The organism is Nocardioides deserti (assembly GCF_014266025.1).
Taxonomy (GTDB): Bacteria; Actinomycetota; Actinomycetes; order Propionibacteriales; family Nocardioidaceae; genus Nocardioides; species Nocardioides deserti.
This window is the reverse complement of record NZ_JACMYC010000005.1, coordinates 1-20,173: the sequence shown is the minus strand read 5'-3', so window position 1 is coordinate 20,173 and position 20,173 is coordinate 1. Positions and strand designations below refer to the sequence as shown.

Below are 20,173 nucleotides of genomic sequence, written 5' to 3'. Positions count from 1 at the left end.
ATGCCCACCGGCACCGGCCGCACCGTCGTCGTCACCGACTCGACCGCGAGCCTCCCTGCGGAGGTCGTGGCCGAGCGCGGCATCGTCGTGGTGCCCCTGCAGGTCGTCATCGGTGCCGAGGTGCACGACGAGGGCGAGGGCGGCGCGACGCCGGAGATGGTCGCGGCCGCGCTGAAGTCGTTCACGCCGGTCAGCACCTCCCGGCCCTCGCCCGGCGTGATGGCCGAGGTCTACGAGCGAGCGGCGGCCGAGGGCGCCACCGAGATCGTCTCGGTGCACATCTCCGGCGACATGAGCGGCACCTTCGAGTCCGCCCAGCTCGCCGCGCGCTCGGCCCCCGTCCCGGTCGTGACCGTGGACTCCCGGCAGGTGGGCGTCGCGACCGGGTACGCCGCGCTGGCGGCCGCCGACGTCGCCGACGCCGGCGGATCGGCGTCCGACGCCGCCGACGCCGCCCGGGCCCGCGCCGAGGCCTCCTCGTCGCTCTTCTACGTCGACACCCTCGAGTACCTCCGTCGCGGCGGCCGGATCGGCGCCGCCGCCGCCCTGCTCGGCGGCGCGCTGGCGGTCAAGCCGCTGCTCACCATCGCCGACGGCCGCGTCGAGTCGCTCGAGCGGGTCCGCACGTCCTCCCGCGCGATCTCGCGGCTCGAGGAGCTCGCCGTCGAGGCCGCCGGCGAGCGGCCCGTCGACGTCTGCGTCGCCCACCTCGCCAGCGCCGACCGCGCCGCCGCCCTCACCGGCCGCCTCGCCGAGCGCCTCGCCGACCGGCTCGAGGGCCGCGACGTCTGGTGCGGCGAGCTCGGCGCCGTCCTCGGCGCCCACGTCGGCCCCGGCATGCTCGCCGTCTGCGTGGCGCCGCGGCCGTCCTAGCCGTCCGTCCGGCCGGGCGCGCCTCGGGGGTGCTGGTGTGCAGGGGTGTAGGGGTCACCGGTTAACCGGTGACTCCTGCACATATCGGGGGAGATCTGCCCCGATATGTGCAGGACTGCCCCGATATGTCCGGCGCGAGTGGCCGGTGTGCGGTCGGTGCGGCACGTGACATGCCCCGGAGTGCGGGGTCCGGCGCGCGACCGCCGCGGGCCGGCTGGTGTCCACAGCCCGGCGCCGGGGCGGGGTCGTCCACAGGCGCCTTGTCGGGCCGGGCGGGCGGACGGTCGGCGTACCTAGCGTCGCCCGCATGCGATCCCGCCGCGCCGCCACCGAGCACCAGGAAGCCGTGTCCCGTCGGCTGGCCCTGCTGAGCGCCGAGCTCGCTGCGCAACGGCCCGCACCGTCGTCACCGGAGCCCGTCGAGCCCGCCTGGGCGGTCGAGCCGGACCCGTGGTGGACCGGGCCCACGGAAGGGTCCGCGCAGGAGCCGGAACCGGACTGGACGAGCGACCACACGCGGGTGCGGCCGCGGGCGGCGGTCCGCGCGCAACCCGATCCGTCCCCGGCGCAGCGAGCGGAGCCGCCGCCGGTCCCCGAGCCGGGCCGGCACGCCGCCCGGCGACCGCTGCGGCTGGCGCCGGCCGACCTGGTGCCCGAGACGCTCCGCGGCCGGGCGGCGCTGGGGTCGGCGCAGCTGACGGTGGTGGCCGTGGTGGTCGCGCTCGGGCTGGCCGTGACGTGCTGGTGGGTGGTGCGGTCGGACGCCGGTGCCCCGGCCGCGCCGGCGCCGGTGGACACCTCGCCGGTCGCGGACCTCATCGAGGTGCCGACCGTCCCGGCCTCGGCGGCAGCGGCGGCGTCCCCCTCGGGCGCGCCGGCCGAGGTGGTCGAGGTGGTCGTCGACGTCGCCGGCAAGGTACGACGCCCCGGCATCGTCGTGCTGGACGCCGGGTCGCGCGTGGTGGACGCCCTGGACGCGGCCGGCGGCGCCCGACCTGGGGTCGACCTATCGTCGCTGAACCTCGCCCGGCTGCTCGTCGACGGAGAGCAGGTGCTCGTCGGGCGGAGCGGGCTGCCGCCGCCGGTGGCCGGTGCCGCCGGCACGACGGGCACGACCGGCGCCCCGGTCGCGCTGGTGGACCTCAACCGCGCCACGACGGTCGAGCTCGAGGCGCTGCCCGAGGTCGGGCCGGTGACCGCGGCCGCGATCCTCGCCTGGCGCGACGAGCACGGCGGGTTCAGCGCGGTCGACGAGCTGCTGGAGGTCGACGGGATCGGTGAGGCGACGCTCGGCCAGCTCCGCCCGTTCGTGACGGTCGGGGGTGGGTGAGCGCGAGGCCGACCGTGTCGACGTACGGATGCCGTTGCTCGCGGCCGCCGCCTGGCTCGCCGGGCTGGCCGCGCAGCTGCTGTCGCCACGGCCGCTGACCGGCGTGACGGTGGCTGTCCTCGTGACGGCGGTGCTGGTCGTCCGGCGGCACGGTCACGGCACCACGGTGGCGGCCGTCGTGCTCGTCGCCGTCGCGGTGGGCGGCGGGGCTGCGGTCCGGGCGGAGCAGACCCGGACCAACGCGGTCGCCGACCTGGCCGGCGAGCGCGCCGTGGTGACCGTGACCGGCACGCTGGTCGCCGACCCGCGGCCGGTGGAGGGCCGGTTCGCCGACCGTGTCCTCACGCGTCTCGAGGTCCGCGAGGTCACCGGCCGCGGCGCCACGACCCGGTTGCGCACGCGGGTGCTCGTGCTGGGCGACCAGCCGTGGGCTGAGGTGCGGCTCGGTGACACGGTCCGGGCGAGCGGCCGGCTGGACACGGCCGACGGGCACGACCTGGCCGCGGTGCTGGTCGCCGGTGACCCGGAGGTCGTGGCGGGCGCAGGACCGTGGTGGCGTGGCGCCGATGCGGTCCGCCGCTCCATCCGCGAGGCGGTCGACCACCGCCCGCCCGCCCAGGCCGCCCTGGTGCCGGCGCTCGTCACCGGGGACGACCAGCTGCTCGACACCGAGGTGGAGGAGGACTTCCGGACGACCGGGTTGACCCACCTGCTGGCGGTCTCGGGGACGAACCTCACCCTCGTCGTCGGCTTCCTCCTCCTGCTCGCGCGCTGGTGCGGCGTCCGTGGCCGGGGCACGTACGTCGTCGGCGCGCTCGGCATCGTCGGGCTCGTGCTTCTCGCCCGCACCGAGCCGAGCGTGCTCCGGGCCGCGGTGATGGGGTCGGTCGCGCTGCTGGCGCTCGGGGTGCACGCCCTGCAACGCGGCTTCCGGGCTCTCGGCGTCGCCGTGGTCGTGCTGCTGCTCGTCCAGCCCGGCCTGGCCACCTCGCCGGGGTTCGCGCTGTCGGTGCTCGCGACCGCCGGGATCCTCGTGCTCGCACCCGTGTGGCGCGACGCGATGGCCCGGTGGCTGCCGCGCTGGGTGGCCGAGGCGGTGGCCGTGCCGCTCGCGGCCCAGCTCGCGTGCACGCCCGTCGTGGCGGCGCTCTCGGGCGAGGTCAGCCTGGTGGCGGTCGCCGCGAACCTCGTCGTGGCGCCGGCGGTCGGTCCCGCCACCGTGCTGGGCCTCGGCGGCGGGCTGGTCGGCCTCGTCTCCGAGCCCGCCGGCGCCGTGCTCGGCACCGGAGCCGGCTGGTGCGTCGGGTGGATCGTCGCCGTGGCCGACCGGGGCGCGGACCTCCCGACCGCAGCCGTGGACTGGGGCACCGGCCCGGTGGCGCTCGTGGTGCTCAGCGCCGGCTGCGTGCTGCTGGCGCTCCTGCTGCGCCGGGTGCTCGTGGGACCTACCACCGCGGTGCCGCTCGCCCTGCTGCTCGCCGTGGCCGTCCTGGTGCGACCGCCCACCCCGGGCTGGCCGGCGGACGACTGGGTCCTCGCCATGTGCGACGTCGGTCAGGGCGACGCTCTGGCCCTGCGGTCGGGTCCCGGCGAGGCGGTCGTCGTCGACGCGGGACCGGACCCCGGACCGGTCGACCGCTGCCTGGACGACCTCGGCGTCGACCGGGTCCCGCTGGTGGTGCTCACGCACTTCCACGCCGACCACGTCGACGGCCTCGCCGGCGTGCTCGACGGGCGGGCGGTCGGTGCGGTCGAGGCGACCACGGTGCTCGACCCGGCCGGCGGGGTCGCGGACGCGGCGGCCGCGGCCGCGGGCGCGGGGCTGACCGTCGGCGCGGCGTCGTACGGCGGGACGAGGCGGGTGGGGGACGTGACGCTGCAGGTCCTGTGGCCGCGGCCGGGCACCGCCGCGACGGGGGAGGAGGGGGAGTCGGCCAACGACGCGAGCGTGGTGCTGCTCGCCGAGGTCGGCGGCGTGCGCGTGCTGCTGACCGGCGACCTGGAGCCGCCCGGCCAGGCGGCGCTGGCCCGGGCACTGCCCGGCCTGCAGGTGGACGTGCTGAAGCTGCCGCACCACGGCAGCCGCTACCAGGACCTGCCGTTCCTGACGTCGCTCGGGGCGCAGGTCGTGCTCGTCTCGGCAGGGGAGGACAACGACTACGGCCATCCGGCCGAGGAGGTCCTCGACCCGCTGTCCGACGCCGGGGCGAGCATCCTGCGCACCGACGAGGACGGTGACGTGCTGGTGCGGGTCACCGACGACGGACTGGCGACCCGCACCCGGGAGTGAGGCCCGGCCGAGCGCCGGGGACGTCGGTGCGCTGTGGGAGGCTGGAGCCACCATGGCAGCAGCGGGTCCGAGAGCAGCAGACGTCCTCGGTCGGGTCACCCTGGTGACCGGCAAGGAGGAGTTCCTCAACGAGCGCACGGTCGCGGCCGTCCGCGAGGCCGTCCGCTCCCACGACGCGGAGGCCGAGCTGTCGGAGACCGGCGCCGCCGAGCTGACGCTCGCCACGCTGGGGGAGCTGTCGGCACCGTCGCTGTTCTCCAGCACGCGGTGCGTCGTGGTCCGCGCGCTCGAGAACCTCCCCGAGGAGTCGGTCGCCGGCCTGCTGTCGTACGCCGACGCGCCGGTCGAGGACGTCGCCCTCGTGCTGGTGCACGGTGGCGGCCCGAAGGGCAGCGGCGTGCTCACCAAGCTGCGCAAGGCCAGGGGCGTCACCGAGTCGAAGTCCGGCGAGCTCAAGGCCTCGGAGTTCCCGGGGTTCGTGGCCGCCGAGGTCCGCCGGCACGGCTCGACCATCGACCAGGAGGCGGCCTCGTTCCTCGTCTCCGCGGTGGGGCAGGACCTGCGCTCGCTGTCGGCCGCGGCGCACCAGCTGACCCACGACTTCCCGGGCGAGCCGCTCGACGTCGGCAAGGTCAAGCGGTACTTCGGCGGCCGGGCCGAGGCGAAGTCCTTCGCGGTCGCCGACGCGGCGTTCTCGGGCAGGCGCCACGTCGCGCTCGAGGAGCTGCGCTGGGCGCTCGACGGCGGGACGGCTCCGGTGCTGGTCACCTCGGCGTTCGCCGGCGGCGCGCGCGGGTTGGCGCGCTACCACGGCGCCCCGCGCGGGATGCGCGAGGCGGACCTGGCCCGCGAGGTCGGCGTGCCGCCGTGGAAGCTGCGCTCGATCCGCGACCAGTCCCGCGGCTGGTCCGAGCACGGCCTCGCGCAGGCGATCCGGGCGGTCGCCCAGGCCGACGCCGACATCAAGGGCGCGGCCAGCGACGCGTCGTACACGCTCGAGCGGCTGGTGCTCACCATCACCGCGCTGCGCGACGCGCGCTGACGCGGCGCCACCACAGCAGCCGTCGACCATCACCCGCGCTCCAACGCGGCTGGGCACATGCAAAAAGGGCGCCGACCCGATGGGTCGGCGCCTTCTCGCGAGGGGCCTCAGAGAGAGGCGGCCTTCTTGGCGATCGCGGACTTGCGGTTCGCGGCCTGGTTCTTGTGGATGACGCCCTTGGAGGCGGCCTTGTCCAGCATGCGCGAGGCGTCGCGGGCCGCGGTGACCGCGACGTCCTTGTCGCCCGCCTCGGCGGCCTTGCGGAACTTGTTCACGGCGGTCTTCAGGCCGGTCTTGACGGCCTTGTTGCGCTCGTGACGCTTCTCGTTCTGCTTGTTCCGCTTGATCTGGGACTTGATGTTCGCCACTACTGCGCCTTCGTCGTAGGTGTGGGGTGCTGTGCTGGTGCTGCTGAAGATTTCGTGTGCTGTGCGCGCCTCGGCCCGCGGGGCGGACGCGCGACATGCGACGTACGAGGTTAGCAGCGGGCGATCCGGCCGCCCAAATCGCTCAGGGGCCGTGACGCGGCCGTCGAGGAGCGCCCTCAGCGCCAGCCGCGACGCTCCGCGAGCCAGCCCCAGGCTACCTCCGCGTTGTGCCGCTGCGCGGTCCGGAGGAACGGGGAGGTCGGTGGGACCCGCTGCGCCTGCATGAGCAGGAAGTAGCCCGTGTGCAGCGCGATGACCGCGTCGATGTGCTCCGCCGTCACGTCGCGGGTCAGCGGGGCGCGGGCCAGGACCGGGTCGACGTCGAGCCCGTCGCCCCACGGCCCGATCATCAGCGCGACCGTGTCGAACCACGCGGCCCCGCGCACGGGCCAGTTCCAGTCGCACAGCAGCACCCGGCCGTCCGCCGCAAGGAGCACGTTGTCGTCGCGGACGTCCATGTGGACGAGCGTGTCGCCGGAGGCCGCCGCCGGTGCGGTCCGGGCCAGCGCGGCGGCCTCGTCCAGGTGCTCGGCGAACCCGGGGAGGTACAGCCCGCGGCCGAGGTCCTGGAGCCGCACGCGGTCCCAGTACGACGGCCAGTCGGCCACCTCCTCGGCGAGCGGCACGAGGGCCGGCTCGTCGGGCGCCGGCGTGAGCGCGGTCGCGGCGACCTCCAGCGCGGCGACGACGCGGTCGAGGTCGTCGGCGAGCCAGGGACGCGGCGGGGTCACGTGCTCGACGTGCTCGATCCCGAGCACCACCCAGTCGTCGTCGACGTGCGACCACTGCAGCCGCGGCGCCGGCACCCCGGCGGGCAGGGCGCCGAGCCGCAGCGCCTCCTCCCGGTAGGACTCGGCGAAGGTGCGCTGCGCGACGACCGAGGCGGCCTTGACGAAGTGCCGCGACCCGTCCGCGCAGGTGAGCACCGAGGCGAAGCCCGGCGTGAAGCCGCTGGTCATCGACTCCGCCGCGACCACGGGGGACCCGCACCGGGCCGCGACCTGGTCGCGGACGTGCGGCGGCAGGAAGGGCCACTCCAGTCGGCGAGCGGTCCGTCCGTGCGGGATGGCGAGCGCGTTCACCCGCCCATCCTCGCGCCCGCGACTGGTCCCAGCGACCGGTCAGCGCTCGACGGGCACCTCGGCCGGTGCCGGAGCGGCCGCGCCGGCAGCCGCTCCGGAGACCGCGGCGGCGGGCCGCCACCCCGGGGGACCGAGGACGTAGCCGAGCTTCTCGCGCAGCGTCGGCGCCTGCCGCACGTCGCGCGCGATGGCGGCGTACTCGTGGGTCTGCAGGTGCAACAGGTTGTAGGTGCCGACGGGCTTGGTCAGCCCGTACGTCGGGCGGTGCAGCTCGGGCTGGAAGGTGCCGAAGAGGCGGTCCCAGACGATGAGGATGCCGCCGTAGTTGCGGTCGAGATACTCCGGGTCGCTGCCGTGGTGCACGCGGTGGTGCGACGGGGTGTTGAAGACCAGCTCGATCGGTCGCCACAGCGTCCGGACCCGCTCGGTGTGGACGAAGAACTGGTAGACGAGGCTGACGGAGAAGCCGAGGAACACCAGCGCCGGCGGCACGCCGAGCAGCGGCAGGGGAGCCCAGGCGACCAGCTCGTGGGAGTTGTTCCACTTCTGGCGCAGGGCAGTGGCGAAGTTGAAGTGCTCGCTGGAGTGGTGGGCCTGGTGGGTCGCCCAGACCAGGCGGACCCGGTGCGCGACGCGGTGGGCCCAGTAGAAGGAGAAGTCGACGCCGAGCAGCGCGAGCGCCACGGTCCACCAGGCGTCCGCGGGCAGGTGCCACGGCGCGACGTACGCGTAGAGCACGGCGTACGCCGCCAGCCCCAGGCCCTTCCACAGCGCCATCGTCCCCACCGACACCGCGCCCAGCGAGACGCTCGTGAACGCGTCGCGACGGTCGTAGCGCGGGCTGCCGTCCGGCCGCTCGTCCTCGAGGTGGTACGCCGCGAACGCCTCGACGAGCACGAAGAGCACGAAGAACGGCATCGCGAGCACGACCGGCTCGCGGAGGGCCTCGGGGATCGCGCCCCAGGCCGAGGAGAGGGCGTCGGTCACGCCGGGATCCTGCCGCACTCGCCGAGTCGGGGCCACCGGTTCGCGCATGGGAGGATGGCCGGGTCCGTCCCGACCACCACGTCCGTCGAGAAGAGCCTGTGCCCCAGACGCCTGCGCCGAAGCCCGGCCACACCGATCCCGCGATCATCCGGAACTTCTGCATCATCGCGCACATCGACCACGGCAAGTCGACCCTCGCCGACCGGATGCTCCAGCTGACCGGTGTCGTCGACGAGCGCGCGGCGCGTGCGCAGTACCTCGACCGGATGGACATCGAGCGCGAGCGCGGCATCACGATCAAGAGCCAGGCCGTGCGGATGCCGTGGACGGTGTCGGTGGACAACGAGCAGGGCGCCGAGCCCGGCACCTACGTGCTGAACATGATCGACACCCCGGGCCACGTGGACTTCACCTACGAGGTGTCCCGCTCGCTCGAGGCGTGCGAGGCCGCGATCCTGTTGGTCGACGCCGCGCAGGGCATCGAGGCGCAGACGCTCGCGAACCTCTACCTCGCGATGGGCGCGGACCTCCACATCATCCCGGTGCTCAACAAGATCGACCTGCCCAGCGCCAACCCGGAGAAGTACGCCGCGGAGCTCGCCGGCCTGGTCGGGTGCGAGCCGGAGGACGTGCTCCGGGTCAGCGCCAAGACCGGCATGGGCGTCGAGGCGCTGCTCAACCACATCGTGCGCGAGACGCCGCCGCCGGTGGGTCGGGCGGACCAGCCGGCGCGCGCGCTGATCTTCGACTCCGTCTACGACACCTACCGCGGCGTGATCACCTACGTCCGCGTCATCGACGGCGAGCTCACGCACCGCGACCGGATCAAGATGATGTCGACCGGCGCGACCCACGAGATGCTCGAGCTCGGCGTGATCAGCCCCGAGCAGGTCAAGGCGAACAAGATCGGCGTCGGCGAGGTCGGCTACCTCATCACCGGCGTGAAGGACGTGCGCCAGTCGCGGGTCGGTGACACGGTCACCACCCAGCACCACGGCGCCTCCGAGGCGCTCGGCGGCTACAAGCACCCCAACCCGATGGTCTACGCCGGGCTCTACCCGATCGACGGCGACCAGTTCGGCGACCTGCGCGAGGCGCTGGAGAAGCTCCAGCTCAACGACGCCGCGCTGGCCTACGAGCCGGAGACCTCCGGCGCGCTGGGCTTCGGCTTCCGCTGCGGGTTCCTGGGGCTGCTGCACATGGAGATCACCCGGGACCGGCTGGAGCGCGAGTTCGGGCTGGACCTCATCTCCACCGCGCCGAACGTGGTCTACGAGGTCCTCATGGAGGACGGCACGCAGCTGACCGTCACCAACCCCAGCGAGTACCCCGAGGGCAAGATCGCCGAGGTGCACGAGCCGGTCGTCAACGCCACGATCCTCAGCCCCTCGGACTACATCGGCACGATCATGGAGCTGTGCCAGACCAAGCGCGGCACGCTGCAGGGGATGGACTACCTCTCCGAGGACCGCGTCGAGATGCGCTACACGCTGCCGATGGGTGAGATCGCGTTCGACTTCTTCGACCAGCTGAAGTCGAAGACCAAGGGCTACGCCTCGCTCAACTACGAGCGCTCCGGCGAGCAGGCCGCCGACCTGGTCAAGGTCGACATCCTGCTGCAGGGCGAGCCGGTGGACGCGTTCTCCGCGATCATCCACCGCGAAGCCGCCTACGCGTACGGCGTGATGATGGCGAGCAAGCTCAAGGAGCTCATCCCGCGCCAGCAGTTCGAGGTGCCGATCCAGGCCGCGATCGGCGCTCGCGTGATCGCGCGCGAGAACATCCGCGCGATCCGCAAGGACGTGCTCGCCAAGTGCTACGGCGGCGACATCACCCGCAAGCGCAAGCTGCTGGAGAAGCAGAAGGAGGGCAAGAAGCGGATGAAGATGGTCGGCCGCGTCGAGGTCCCCCAGGAGGCCTTCGTGGCCGCGCTCTCCACCTCGGCCCCGGCGGAGAAGTCCGGCAAGAAGTAGCGGTTCGCGTCCGGGAGGGTTGCGCGGCGGCGTACCTGGGGAGAGTGTCGGCACAACCGACAACGTCCTGGGGGGACAACATGACCGCGTTGTGGCCGTCGATCGACCCATCCTTCGCGCGCGACGTCGAGACGCGCACGCCGACACGCTTCCGGCACGGACTGGCGGGGCACCCGCTGCTCACGCTGGACGAGATCGCCCGGCTGGCCGAGGAGCTGCCGGCCGCGTCGCTCTCGGCCGAGCCGGCCGAGAAGCCCATCGCCGCCGGTGACGCCGCCGGCGTCGCCGCGCCGACCGACGACATCGGGCAGCGCATCCGCGACGTGGCGGTGAACCGCTCGTGGTTCACCCTGCTCCACGTCCACCAGGTGCCGCGCTACCGCGCCCTGGTCGACGAGGTGCTCGACGACCTCGCGGAGGCCTCGGGCATGGACCCCGCGGACCTGACCCGCCGGATGGGCTTCCTCTTCGCCAGCTCGCCGCGCGGGGTGACCGCCGCCCACTTCGACATCGAGCACAGCTTCTGCATGCAGCTGCAGGGCACGCGCACGCTCGGGTTCGGCCGGTTCGCCGACGAGGAGCAGAAGACGCGCGAGGTCGAGCGCTACTGGAACGGCTCCTTCGGCCGCTTCCACGAGCAGCCCGAGACCGTCGCCGAGCACGTCATCAGCCCGGGCACCGGCTGCTACATCCCGCCGTACACCCCGCACTGGATCATCAACGGCGACGAGACGTCGCTGTCGATGACCGTCACGTTCTTCAACCGCGACAACGAGACCGAGTCGCTGGTGCAGGCGTTCAACACGAAGGTCGCGAGGACCGGCCTGACGCCCCGTCCGTACGGCGAGTCGCCGGCCCGCGACCGGGCCAAGGTCGGCGCGATGAAGGCGTGGGCCGCGGTCAGGGGCGGCGCCACGCGTTGACCCGGCGTACGGCGTCCCACACGGCCAGCAGCAGCCGGCCGCGGACGCCGTGGGCCGCCCGCACGCGCGTGAGCACCCGCTGCTGCGAGGCGAACCCGCCCTTGTAGGACTCCTCGCCGCGCAGCATGTCCACCTCGGTGCACCCCTCGGCCGCCGCCTGCTCGACGACGCGCACCAGCAGCGCGGTGCCGGCCCCGTCGTGCTCGCGCTCGGTGGACCGGGCGAGCTGGTAGAGCGCGAGCCGGCCGGCGACCAGGAACGCCACCGTGACCGCGGCGGACCGCCCGCCGACCTCGAGCACGTCGACCCGGGCCTCGCCGCACGCGACCGCCTCGAGCAGAGCCGGCCGCAGGCGCGGCATGTCGGCGAGCAGCGCGGCCCGGTCGGGCCGGTCGCGGTGCAACGCCTCGAACGCGTCGAGCGCCGCGTCCGCCGTGGCAGCCGTGGCGCTCCACTGGCGTACGCCGAGACCCGCGAGCCGCTTCTCGGTGCGGCGCACGTTGCGGCGGAACGACGCCGAGCGGGTCTCCAGGAACGCCCCGGCGAGCGGCTCGTACGGCGCCACGTCCATCGGTGCCGCGGGGACCGCGAGCGACCGCGCGGCCAGGGACCGCTCGGGCGCGCCCGCCAGGTCGAGGACCCGCGACCCCGGGCGGGCGAACCAGTCGGCGAAGGCCGCCGCTACGACGTCCTCGTGGCCGGGCACCGCGACCAGGTCGACGTGGTCGGGGCAGGGCACCCCGTGGCCGGCCGGGCGCAGCAGGTCGACGCCCAGCACCCGCCGGCTGGTCAGCGCGGCACCGCCGACGGGCTCGTCGTCGAGCAGCACCACCAGGTGCACGGGGGTGCCCCTCGCCACGTGGCGCAGCCACCACGGCCGCAGGAACGGTGACGGATGGGGGAGGTCGTGCGAGATCCGCTCCCAAGCAGCGCTCGAGGCGTCGAGGTCGTCGAGGACGTGCACCGTCGGCGAGGCGGGTCCGTCCACGGCGTCACCGTAACGACAGGTCCGGGCGGACGCGGTGGTTTGGGCTCGCGGCGAGCCGGGCAGACGTGGGACTACATCTGTATACCGAGCACGTACTGGGGGACGTACATGGCTTCGCAGGGGGACGACGTAGCAGTGGGCGGCGGTCGGGCGGAAGGCCCGAGCCCGTCGCCGAGCACCACCGGAGAACAGGTCGAGGCGGCTCGAGCGGCCTTCGCCGCACGCCGCGAGGCGGAGAACGTGCTGGCCGACGCCAGCCGGATCCGCGCCTCGGCCGCCGCCGACGCGGACGCGTTGCTCGTCGACGCGCAGATCATGGCCGACCGGCTCCAGTCGGAGTCGCTGGCCGAGTACGAGCGCCTGGTCCGCGAGGCCACCGAGCGCTCCGACGGCATCCTGGCCCGTGCCCGGACCGAGGCCGACCGCCTGCGGGCCGAGGCGCAGACGCAGGCCGAGGCCATGCGGGTGCGGGCCGAGAGCGAGCTGGACCAGATCCGCGCCCAGGTGCGTGAGGAGCTCCGCGAGGAGCAGCTCGCGACGCTCGGTCACGCCCGGCACCGCTCCGACGGCCTGCTGCGCGACCTGGAGTCGGGCGTCCTCGGGCTCGGGACCACCTTCGAGCGGGCGCACGCCTCGGTCGCCGACGTCGTCGCGACGATCGGCCACCTCCGCACGGTCACCGAGAGCGCGCTCCCGGTCGCCACGGTCGGCGGCCCGGTCCGCTCGGCCGAGCCGGAGCCCCAGCCGGAGCCCGAGCCGGAGCCCGAGTCGGAGCCGGAGCCGGTCGACGAGGACACCGTCGTCGAGCCGCCCGAGGAGCCGTTCGACGAGGACACCATTGACAGCGGGGTGGACGACGCCGCGCCCACGGCGCAGGACGACGACGGCGACCGCGGCGGCCCGACGCCGCCGGCGAGCGGTGCGCCGATGATCGGCCGCGTCTCGACCGCGGACCCGACGCCGCCGGCGCCGGTCGCGGACGACAACGCCACGAGCTTCCTCGGCACGGACCCGCCGCGCCCGGTCACCGACTGGGCGACGGGACCGGAGGACACCGTCCGCGCCCCGGTCGTGACGACCGCGGGCGGCGACTCACGTCCGCTGGGCTGGCTCTTCCGCGCGACCTCCTAGCCGCGCTGGGTCGTGCACTCCTCGGCGGCGCCGCCGTCGGGGTGCACCGCGACCGACTCGACCATGGAGCCGACAGGCACCCGGCGGAACAGCTGCATGAAGATCCGCCGGGTGTCCCCGGCCTCGAAGCAGGTCCAGGTGCCCGAGACCACGGCGGCCAGGCTGCCGTCGGGCTCGGTGACCACGGCCTGCACGACCGCGCTCGACAGGTCGTCCTCGGTGGTGATGTCCGCCAGGACGACCGACCCGCGCGGTCCCTCCTCGATCCGCACCGCCAGCGCCTCGACCCGGGGCAGGGGCGTGGACGACCACGAGACGTCGCGGTAGGTCACCTCGACGTCGGCCACCTCGGACCCGGCGCCGGCCGTGCCGACGTACAACCCGTAGGTCCCACCGGGACGAAGGGAGCGAACCGTGCAGCACCCGCCGTCGCGCGAGCTCGTCGTCGTCGCCGTCCTCGGCGCCGGCGTCGACGCGAGCGCCGTGCCGCGTGAGTCGCGGAGCGTGATGACGGCCTCCGCGCGCCGCAGCACGCGGTCGGTCGGGTTGCGCACGACGACCGAGACCAGCCCGTCGAGCTCGCCCCAGGTCACGGTCTCCAGCAGCGAGTCTGCGCTTGCGGCCGAGGTCGTGACGGTCGGGTCGACCTCGCTCCCGGCGAGCTGGTCGGAGATGGTCGAGCAGCCGCCGAGCGCCGGCGCGAGCGCCAGCACCCCGACCGCGATGGCACGTCTGATGTCCCCCATGCCGGTCATGGTAGGCCCGTCGTGACCCGCCCGGTGGCGGTGACGACGCCGCACTGGACCGTCGGCGACCGGCTGGCGGCCTTCCGGGTGCTCCTGCCGGCCGACCCCGGCCCGGCCGTCGTCCTGGCCGTCGACGAGGTGCTGCTGCCGCACCTGCGGGCGGCGTTCCCGGGGGCGCTGGACGTCGCCGAGGCGGTCACGACCGGGGTCCGCGCGAGCCTGCTGGTGGTCTCCGGCCCTCCCGCGGAGGAGTACGCCGCCGGGCGGCCACCGGTGCCGCTCGCGCCGGGGGCGACCGTCGCGGTGCTCGGCGACGAGGGCGACCACGTCGTCTACCCGACCGCCCACGAGCCGGAGCTCCTGTGGCGCTCGGGCTGGCCGGTGACGGCCGGTGACCCCGTGGCCTGGGCCCGGCGCCGGGTCGGGCTGGGTGCCGCCCGCCGCCGCGGCGCCCCGCGCCTGCGGGTCGACGGCCCCGCTCGCGCCACCCTCGCCGACGAGGTCGTCGCCGCAGTGACCGACCGGCTGGCCACCACCGGCCGGCTGGTCGGCGTGACGACCGCGGGCCACACCGTGCTGCGGGTCCGCACGCCGGGCGGCGACCTGGCCGTCCGGCTGGACCTGCTGCCGCACGCCCCCGACCGGGTCGACCGGGTGCGGGAGGCCGTGCCCGCGGCCGCGGCGTTCCTGCCGCAGGTGCTCGCCACCGGCACGACCCGCGGGTGCGCGTGGGTGGCCGGCGCCTGGCTGCCGGCGCCGGGCGCGCTGCGCTGGCCGTGGCCGCGACCGGAGTGGCAGTGGGCGGTCGCCGCCGAGCTGGCCGACGTGCTCGCGGCCGGCCGCACCGGCACGACCGCGCCCGGGTGGGCCCGCTCGTGGTGCGAGCGCGCCGCCGTCGTACCCGCTCCTGTGCGCGAGCGCTGGGCCACCACCCTGGCGGTCCTCGACGACGGCGTCCCGACCGGCTGGTGCCACGGCGACCTGTGGCCCGGCAACGTGCTGCTCGACCGCGACACCGCGGTCGTCGTCGACTGGGACAACGCCTCGCCGGACGCGCCCGCCGGCATCGACCGGCTGCTGCTGCCCGCGCTGCGCGACGTCGCCGACCCGACGTGTTCGGTCGCCGAGCAGGTGATGGCGCTCGTCGACGACGACCGCCTCGGCCGGGTCGGCGCGCTGGAGGTCGCCGGCCGGCCGTGGCGCGCGTGGGACCGCGACCACCGGCTCGCGCTCGCCCTCGCGGCGGTCGTGCTGTTCCTGCGCAACCGCTCGCCGCACGACCTGCCGCCCGACGCGCTCGCCGCCCAGGTGGACGCCGTCGAGGCCGCGCTCGCCGCGCCCGCGCCGTCGCCGCGCAGCAGCGAGGACCCGACGCCCCCGACGGCGCCGACGCCCCCGACGGCGCCGACGGAGGAGGGCGAGGCCGGCCGCACCGCCCGCGGGGCACTGTGGCTGGCCACCAACGGAGTCGTCGTCAAGACCGCCCAGACCGTCGTGCTGCTCACCCTCGCCGCGGTGCTCGCACCCTCGGCGCTCGGCCTGGTCGCGCTCGGCACGCTCGTCGCCAACGTCGGCGTCCAGGTGGCGAGCCTCGGCACGGCGAGCGCGCTGGTCTACTGGCGCGGCGACGTCCAGCGCGCGGCCCGCACCGCCGTCGCGATCAGCCTCGGGCTCGCGGCCGTGCTGGCAGCCCTGATCTGGGTAGCGGCGCCCCGGCTGGCCGCCGTCCTCGGCGCGGCCGACGGAGGAGCGGCGGTGATCCGCGGGCTGACCGTCGTGCTGCCGTGCACCGCGATCGCCGCGGTGACCAACGAGCTGCTCCGCCGCGAGCTGCGGTTCCTGCGGCGGATCATCCCCGACACGGTCTCGTCCGTCGTCGGGGCGGTGGTCGCGATCGCGCTCGTCGTCCAGGGCACCGGCGTGATGGCGCTCGTGGCCGGCCAGGTCGTCCAGGCCGTGCTCACGCTGCTGCTCTCCTGGTGCGTCCACCCGCCGGTGCTGCCGGGGTGGGACGCCGAGGACGCCCGCGGGCTGCTCTCCTACGGCGGGCCCTACGCCGGCACCCACCTGCTCGAGCTGGTGCAGCTCAACATCGACTACCTGGTGGTCTCCGCGGTGCTCGGCACCGTGGCGCTGGGGCAGTACTCCCTGGCCTTCCGGCTCGCCTTCATGCCCTACCTGATGATCGTCGTCGTCATCACCGGCGCCGCCTTCCCGTACCTGTGCCGGCAGCGCGGCCGCGAGCTGGGCCGCGCGACCGTCGTGGTCACCACCGTGACGCTGACCCTCGTCCTGCCGCTGTGCCTCGGCGTCGCCCTCGTCGCCGACCACCTCGTGGTCCTGGGGGACAAGTGGTCGCCCGCGGTGCCCGCCGTCGCCTGGCTCGCGGCGTACGCCGCCGCCCTCAGCGTCGGGCAGCTGGTCGCCACGGCGGTCAACGCCGCGGGCCGGCCGGTCCTCGCGCTGGGGCTGCGCCTGGCCCACCTGCTCCTGCTGCTCGGCACGCTCGCGGTCGTCGTCGACCGCGGGGTGAGTGTCGTGGCCGCCGCCCAGGCCGCCGTCGCCGCGGTCGTCGCCGTGCTCGCGCTGGCGCTGGCCCGCACCTTCGTCTCCGGCTTCTCGCTGCGGGCGCTCGCGGTGGGCCTCCGGCCGGCCGTGCTCAGCGCGCTGGCGCTCGTGGCGGCGGTGCTCGCCGTGCGCGCGCTGGCCGGTGGCCTGCTGGACGACGGCCCGAGCGCCGCGACGCTCGCCCTGCTCGGCGCGGCCGGGCTCGCGGCGTACGTCGTGCCGTTGTGGTTGCTCGACCGCGACCGCCTGCGGGAGGCCGCCGCGCTGCTGAGGAGGCCCGCATGAGACCCGGGACCCGCGCCGTCGCGACCGTGGTCCGACCGGTCGCGCTCGCGCACCGCACGATCGCCGGCACGCTGGTCGGCAGCCACGGGCTCACGCTCGTCGGCTGGCACCGCGTCGACGGGCGGACGTCCGACGGGCTCTCGACGGGCGTGGACGACTTCCGGCGCCACCTCGACGTGCTGGAGCGGTGGGGCGCCCGGGTGCTCCCGCTGGAGGAGGCGGTCGCCCGGCTGTGGGCCGGAACGCTGCCTGACCGGGCGGTGGCGCTGACCTTCGACGACGGCTACGCGAGCGTCGTGGACACCGCGTGGCCGATCCTGCGCGACCGCGGCCTGCCGACGACGTTGTTCGTGGTGAGCGGCATCCTCGACGGCCTCCGGTTCGCGTGGGACGCCCACGAGTCCGCCGCATGCCGCAGCGGGCGGCTGCGCCCGGCCACGGCCGACGAGCTGGTCGCCGCCGCACATGAGGGCCTCGACGTGGGCTCCCACACCGTCAGCCACCCGTGGCTGCCGGCGCTGGACGACGCGGACCTGCGCCGCGAGCTCGTCGACTCCCGGATCGCGCTCGAGGACCTGCTCGGCCGTCCGGTGCGCTCGGTCGCCTACCCGACCGGCGGCTGGGACCCGCGGGTGCGGGCCGCTGCCGTGGCGGCCGGCTACACCGTCGGCATCACCGTCGACCGCGGGCTCAACACCGACGTCGTGCACCCGCTCTCCCTGCGCCGGGCCTTCGTGCCGTCCGACCCGGCCGACCTGCGGCACATCCTCGACGGCGCCTACACGTTCCTGCGGCCCCTGGACCGCTGGCGCAGCCGGGGAGGACCCTCGTGGTGACGTCGGACCTGACCCTCGCCCTCGGCCTGCGCCGGGAGGCGCCGGTGACGCGCCCGCGCGCCACCTCGGCCGTGATCGTGCCGCTGCTGCTCGCGGCGCTCGGCGGGCTCGCCCTCGGCTACGCGCCGGCACTCACCGTCCCCGGTCTCGCGGCGCTGGTGGTCGGCACCGCCCTCCTCGTCCGCCTGGAGTGGGCGGCGCTGGCGGTCGTGACGACCGCGGTCTTCGAGGACTACCTCGCGCTCGTCGACCCGCGCGCCACCAAGCTGCTCGCGGTCGTGCTGGTCGCGTCCTGGCTGGTGCGCCGCAGCCGCGGCCCGCTCCGCGGTCCCACTCACCCCTTGGCCGGCGCGCGGAGCCACGGACGCACCGCCGTCCTCGGCGCGACCCTCGTGCTGGTCGTGGTGCTCCTCGCCTCGACGGCGCTGCACGCGAACGGCAGCACCGGGGCGGCGGTGCTCGCCCGGTGGGCCGGCTTCGTGGTCGTGTTGCTGGTGCTGGTCGACGCGATGCGCGGCCCGCTCGCCCCGCGCACCGTCGCACGCTGCTACGTCCTGGCCTGCGCCGCGGCCGCCGTGTGCGGCCTGGTGACCTACCTGGTCGGCGCCGACCGTCGCGTCGGCGGCCCGATCGGCGACCCCAACGACCTCGCGTTCTTCCTCCTCGCCGCCGTGCCGCTCGGGGTCGCGCTGCGCGCCGGCGCCCGCCGCCCGTGGGTGTACGACGTCGCGGTCGTCGTCGTGCTCGCCGCCCTCCTCGGCACGCTCTCCCGGGGGGCGCTGCTCGGACTGGTCGTGGCCGTGCTCGTCGCCCTGGTGGTCGGCCTCGTGACCTGGCGGGCTGTGGTCGTCCTCGGCATGGTCGGGCTGACCACCGTGGCGCTCGCGCTGTCGGTCTTCCCGCAGCTGGTCGGGACGAGCATCGAGCAGAAGGGCAGCGTCGCGGACCAGAACGTCTCCGAGCGGCTCGACCTGTGGGAGTCCGCCGGGCGGATGACCCTGGACGCCCCGGTCCTCGGCCACGGTCCCGGGGCCTACTCGCTCGAGCACCGGGAGTACCTCGACCGCCTGCCCGACGACGTCGACCACGACCTCGACGTCGCGCACAACACCTACCTGGAGACCTCCGCCGAGCTCGGCCTGCTCGGGCTGGCGGCCTGGCTCGGGCTGCTCGTCGCCGGCTACCTGGCCGCCCGGTCGGGGTGGCGCGCACGCGGGGACCGGCTCGCCGGCGCGGTGGGCGTCGCGCTGGCCGGGACCGCGGTGGCCGCGGTCTTCGTGACCGAGCAGTACTTCCTGCCGCTGTGGCTGCTGTGCGCCCTCGGTGCGAGCCTGGCCCGGGAGCGCCTGCCATGACCCGGGACGGGACCCGGCAGATGACGCGGGTCGTCCAGGTGCTGACCCAGGCCTCCGGTGGGCCGGTCGACCACGCGGTGGACGTGGCCGCTGAGCTGGCGCGCCGCGGCGTGGACAGCCACGTGGTCGGCCCGCGGCCGGTGCACGCGCCGGGCGTCACCTGGCACGGCACGACCGTCGCCGGGAAGGCCGACGTCCGCGGCGCCAGGGACACGCTCGCCCTGCTGCGGTCGCTGCGTCCCGACGTCGTGCACGCGCACGACCGGCGCGCCGGCTGGCTGGCCCGCCTGGCCGCGCCGGTGCTGGGCGCCCCCGTCGTCTACACCCTGCACGGCGTCGCCGACGGTCTCTCCGACCTGGTCGCCGGCAACGTGCGGGCGGCCGAGCGGCGACGCCGCGACCGGCTCTACTACCTGACCGGCGAGCGGCTGGTGACCCGCTGGGCCCGGGCCCGGGTCGTCGTGCCGAGCGCCGCCGTGGCGACGTACGCCGTGGCGCGGGTGGGCCTGCCCGAGTCGGCCGTGTCGGTGGTGCACAACGGCGTCGACCCGGCCCGGTGGCGCCCGGCCGCCGCGCCGGACGGGCCGGTGACCGTGGTGTGGTCCGGCGTGCTCGGTGGCGTGAAGCGGGTCGGCCTGCTGCTCGACGCGCTCGCCGCGGTGCCGGCCGCCCGCGCGCTGGTCGTCGGCGACGGCCCCGAGCGGCCGCTGGCCGAGCGGCGCGCGGCCGAGCCCGCCCTGGCCGGCCGCGTTGAGCTCACCGGCTGGCTGTCGGACCCGGCGCCGGCGTACGCCCGGGGGCACCTGCTCGCGCTCACCTCCGCTGCGGAGAACCTGCCGCTGTCGGTCCTGCAGGCAATGTCCTGCGGGCTGCCGGTCGTCGCGACCGCCGTCGGCGGGGTGCCCGAGGTCGTCCGCGACGGCGTCGAGGGACTCCTGGTGCCGGCCGACGACCCGGCCGCGCTGACCGCGGCGCTCCGCAGGATGGTCGAGGACGACGGGCTGCGCGAGCGCGCAGGCAAGGCGGCCCGCGACCGGGTGGAGGAGTCGTTCTCGCTCGCCGGGTGCGTCGACGGGCTGCAGCGGGTCTACGACGAGGTGCGCTCGTGAGGACGCTCATGGTCATCGCCGAGATGGGGTCGGGCGGCGCGGAGGCGGTCGTCGCGGACCTGGCCGCCGACCGCCTCGAGCGCGGCGACCAGGTCGCCGTGGCCAGCGACCGTGGCTGGCGCACCGCCGACGTCGCCGGCCGCGGCGCCGACCTCGTGCCGGTGCCGCTGCGGAGGCCGGGCGCTCCCGCCCTGGCCCGCTCGGCCGCGCGGCTGGCCCGCTGCCTC

Annotated in this window: 17 protein-coding genes; 12 read left to right on the top strand and 5 right to left on the bottom strand. The window is 75.5% G+C overall.

The window, feature by feature from the left end:
- The 4 genes from H7344_RS10130 to holA all read left to right on the top strand — a co-directional run bounded on the left by H7344_RS10130 (position 1) and on the right by holA (position 5,535).
- Positions 1-873 carry a DegV family protein gene (locus tag H7344_RS10130; RefSeq protein WP_186345927.1) on the top strand — a complete coding sequence of 291 codons (873 nt, stop codon included), beginning with the start codon at positions 1-3 and terminating at the stop codon, positions 871-873.
- A gap of 307 nt (positions 874-1,180) precedes the next feature.
- The gene (locus H7344_RS10125) at positions 1,181-2,203 is read left to right on the top strand and encodes a helix-hairpin-helix domain-containing protein (RefSeq protein ID WP_186345926.1); all 1,023 of its coding nucleotides are present in this window, start codon (positions 1,181-1,183) and stop codon (positions 2,201-2,203) included.
- A complete protein-coding gene (locus H7344_RS10120; RefSeq protein ID WP_268238559.1) occupies positions 2,196-4,493 on the top strand; it encodes a ComEC/Rec2 family competence protein in 2,298 nt (765 codons plus the stop codon). Before H7344_RS10125 ends, H7344_RS10120 begins: the two co-directional genes overlap by 8 nt.
- 103 nt (positions 4,494-4,596) lie before the next feature.
- Positions 4,597-5,535 (top strand): DNA polymerase III subunit delta, encoded by a 939-nt coding sequence (gene holA / locus H7344_RS10115; RefSeq protein WP_229707201.1) that lies wholly within the window; start codon positions 4,597-4,599, stop codon positions 5,533-5,535.
- A 107-nt stretch (positions 5,536-5,642) separates the two neighbouring features.
- On the opposite strand, the gene rpsT is transcribed toward holA, so the two are convergent.
- From rpsT to H7344_RS10100, 3 genes are all read right to left on the bottom strand, one after another.
- Positions 5,643-5,903, bottom strand: coding sequence for a 30S ribosomal protein S20 (rpsT, locus tag H7344_RS10110; protein WP_186345924.1), 261 nt, complete (start codon positions 5,901-5,903; stop codon positions 5,643-5,645).
- A gap of 176 nt (positions 5,904-6,079) precedes the next feature.
- Positions 6,080-7,045 (bottom strand): phosphotransferase family protein, encoded by a 966-nt coding sequence (locus H7344_RS10105; protein ID WP_186345923.1) that lies wholly within the window; start codon positions 7,043-7,045, stop codon positions 6,080-6,082.
- 39 nt (positions 7,046-7,084) lie between these two features.
- The gene (locus tag H7344_RS10100; RefSeq protein WP_229707202.1) at positions 7,085-8,032 is read right to left on the bottom strand and encodes a sterol desaturase family protein; all 948 of its coding nucleotides are present in this window, start codon (positions 8,030-8,032) and stop codon (positions 7,085-7,087) included.
- A 98-nt stretch (positions 8,033-8,130) separates the two neighbouring features.
- On the opposite strand from H7344_RS10100, the gene lepA reads away from it, so the two are divergent.
- Both lepA and H7344_RS10090 read left to right on the top strand, forming a co-directional pair.
- Complete coding sequence (gene lepA / locus H7344_RS10095; protein ID WP_186345921.1) at positions 8,131-10,005, top strand: translation elongation factor 4; 1,875 nt, start codon at positions 8,131-8,133, stop codon at positions 10,003-10,005.
- Between the two features lie 80 nt (positions 10,006-10,085).
- On the top strand, positions 10,086-10,928 hold the full coding sequence (locus H7344_RS10090; protein ID WP_186345920.1) for a JmjC domain-containing protein: 843 nt from the start codon (positions 10,086-10,088) through the stop codon (positions 10,926-10,928).
- On the opposite strand, the gene H7344_RS21175 is transcribed toward H7344_RS10090, so the two are convergent.
- Complete coding sequence (locus tag H7344_RS21175) at positions 10,906-11,916, bottom strand: GNAT family N-acetyltransferase (RefSeq protein WP_186345919.1); 1,011 nt, start codon at positions 11,914-11,916, stop codon at positions 10,906-10,908. The two genes, H7344_RS10090 and H7344_RS21175, sit on opposite strands and share 23 nt — an antisense overlap.
- 108 nt (positions 11,917-12,024) lie before the next feature.
- Between H7344_RS21175 and H7344_RS10080 the strand changes: the two genes are divergently transcribed.
- A complete protein-coding gene (locus H7344_RS10080) occupies positions 12,025-13,047 on the top strand; it encodes an ATP synthase F0 subunit B (protein WP_186345918.1) in 1,023 nt (340 codons plus the stop codon).
- Here H7344_RS10080 and H7344_RS10075 read toward each other — a convergent pair.
- Entirely contained in the window at positions 13,044-13,793 is a 750-nt protein-coding gene (locus H7344_RS10075; protein WP_186345917.1) for a hypothetical protein, read from the bottom strand. The two genes, H7344_RS10080 and H7344_RS10075, sit on opposite strands and share 4 nt — an antisense overlap.
- A 21-nt stretch (positions 13,794-13,814) precedes the next feature.
- Between H7344_RS10075 and H7344_RS10070 the strand changes: the two genes are divergently transcribed.
- From H7344_RS10070 to H7344_RS10050, 5 genes are all read left to right on the top strand, one after another.
- The gene (locus tag H7344_RS10070) at positions 13,815-16,646 is read left to right on the top strand and encodes an oligosaccharide flippase family protein (protein WP_186345916.1); all 2,832 of its coding nucleotides are present in this window, start codon (positions 13,815-13,817) and stop codon (positions 16,644-16,646) included.
- The gene (locus H7344_RS10065; protein WP_186345915.1) at positions 16,643-17,482 is read left to right on the top strand and encodes a polysaccharide deacetylase family protein; all 840 of its coding nucleotides are present in this window, start codon (positions 16,643-16,645) and stop codon (positions 17,480-17,482) included. Before H7344_RS10070 ends, H7344_RS10065 begins: the two co-directional genes overlap by 4 nt.
- Positions 17,479-18,837, top strand: coding sequence for an O-antigen ligase family protein (locus H7344_RS21170; RefSeq protein WP_186345914.1), 1,359 nt, complete (start codon positions 17,479-17,481; stop codon positions 18,835-18,837). Before H7344_RS10065 ends, H7344_RS21170 begins: the two co-directional genes overlap by 4 nt.
- The gene (locus tag H7344_RS10055; RefSeq protein WP_186345913.1) at positions 18,834-19,946 is read left to right on the top strand and encodes a glycosyltransferase family 4 protein; all 1,113 of its coding nucleotides are present in this window, start codon (positions 18,834-18,836) and stop codon (positions 19,944-19,946) included. Before H7344_RS21170 ends, H7344_RS10055 begins: the two co-directional genes overlap by 4 nt.
- Positions 19,943-20,173 (top strand): hypothetical protein (locus tag H7344_RS10050; RefSeq protein WP_222130511.1); only part of this gene is annotated, 231 nt, incomplete at its 3' end. The genes H7344_RS10055 and H7344_RS10050, both read left to right, overlap by 4 nt.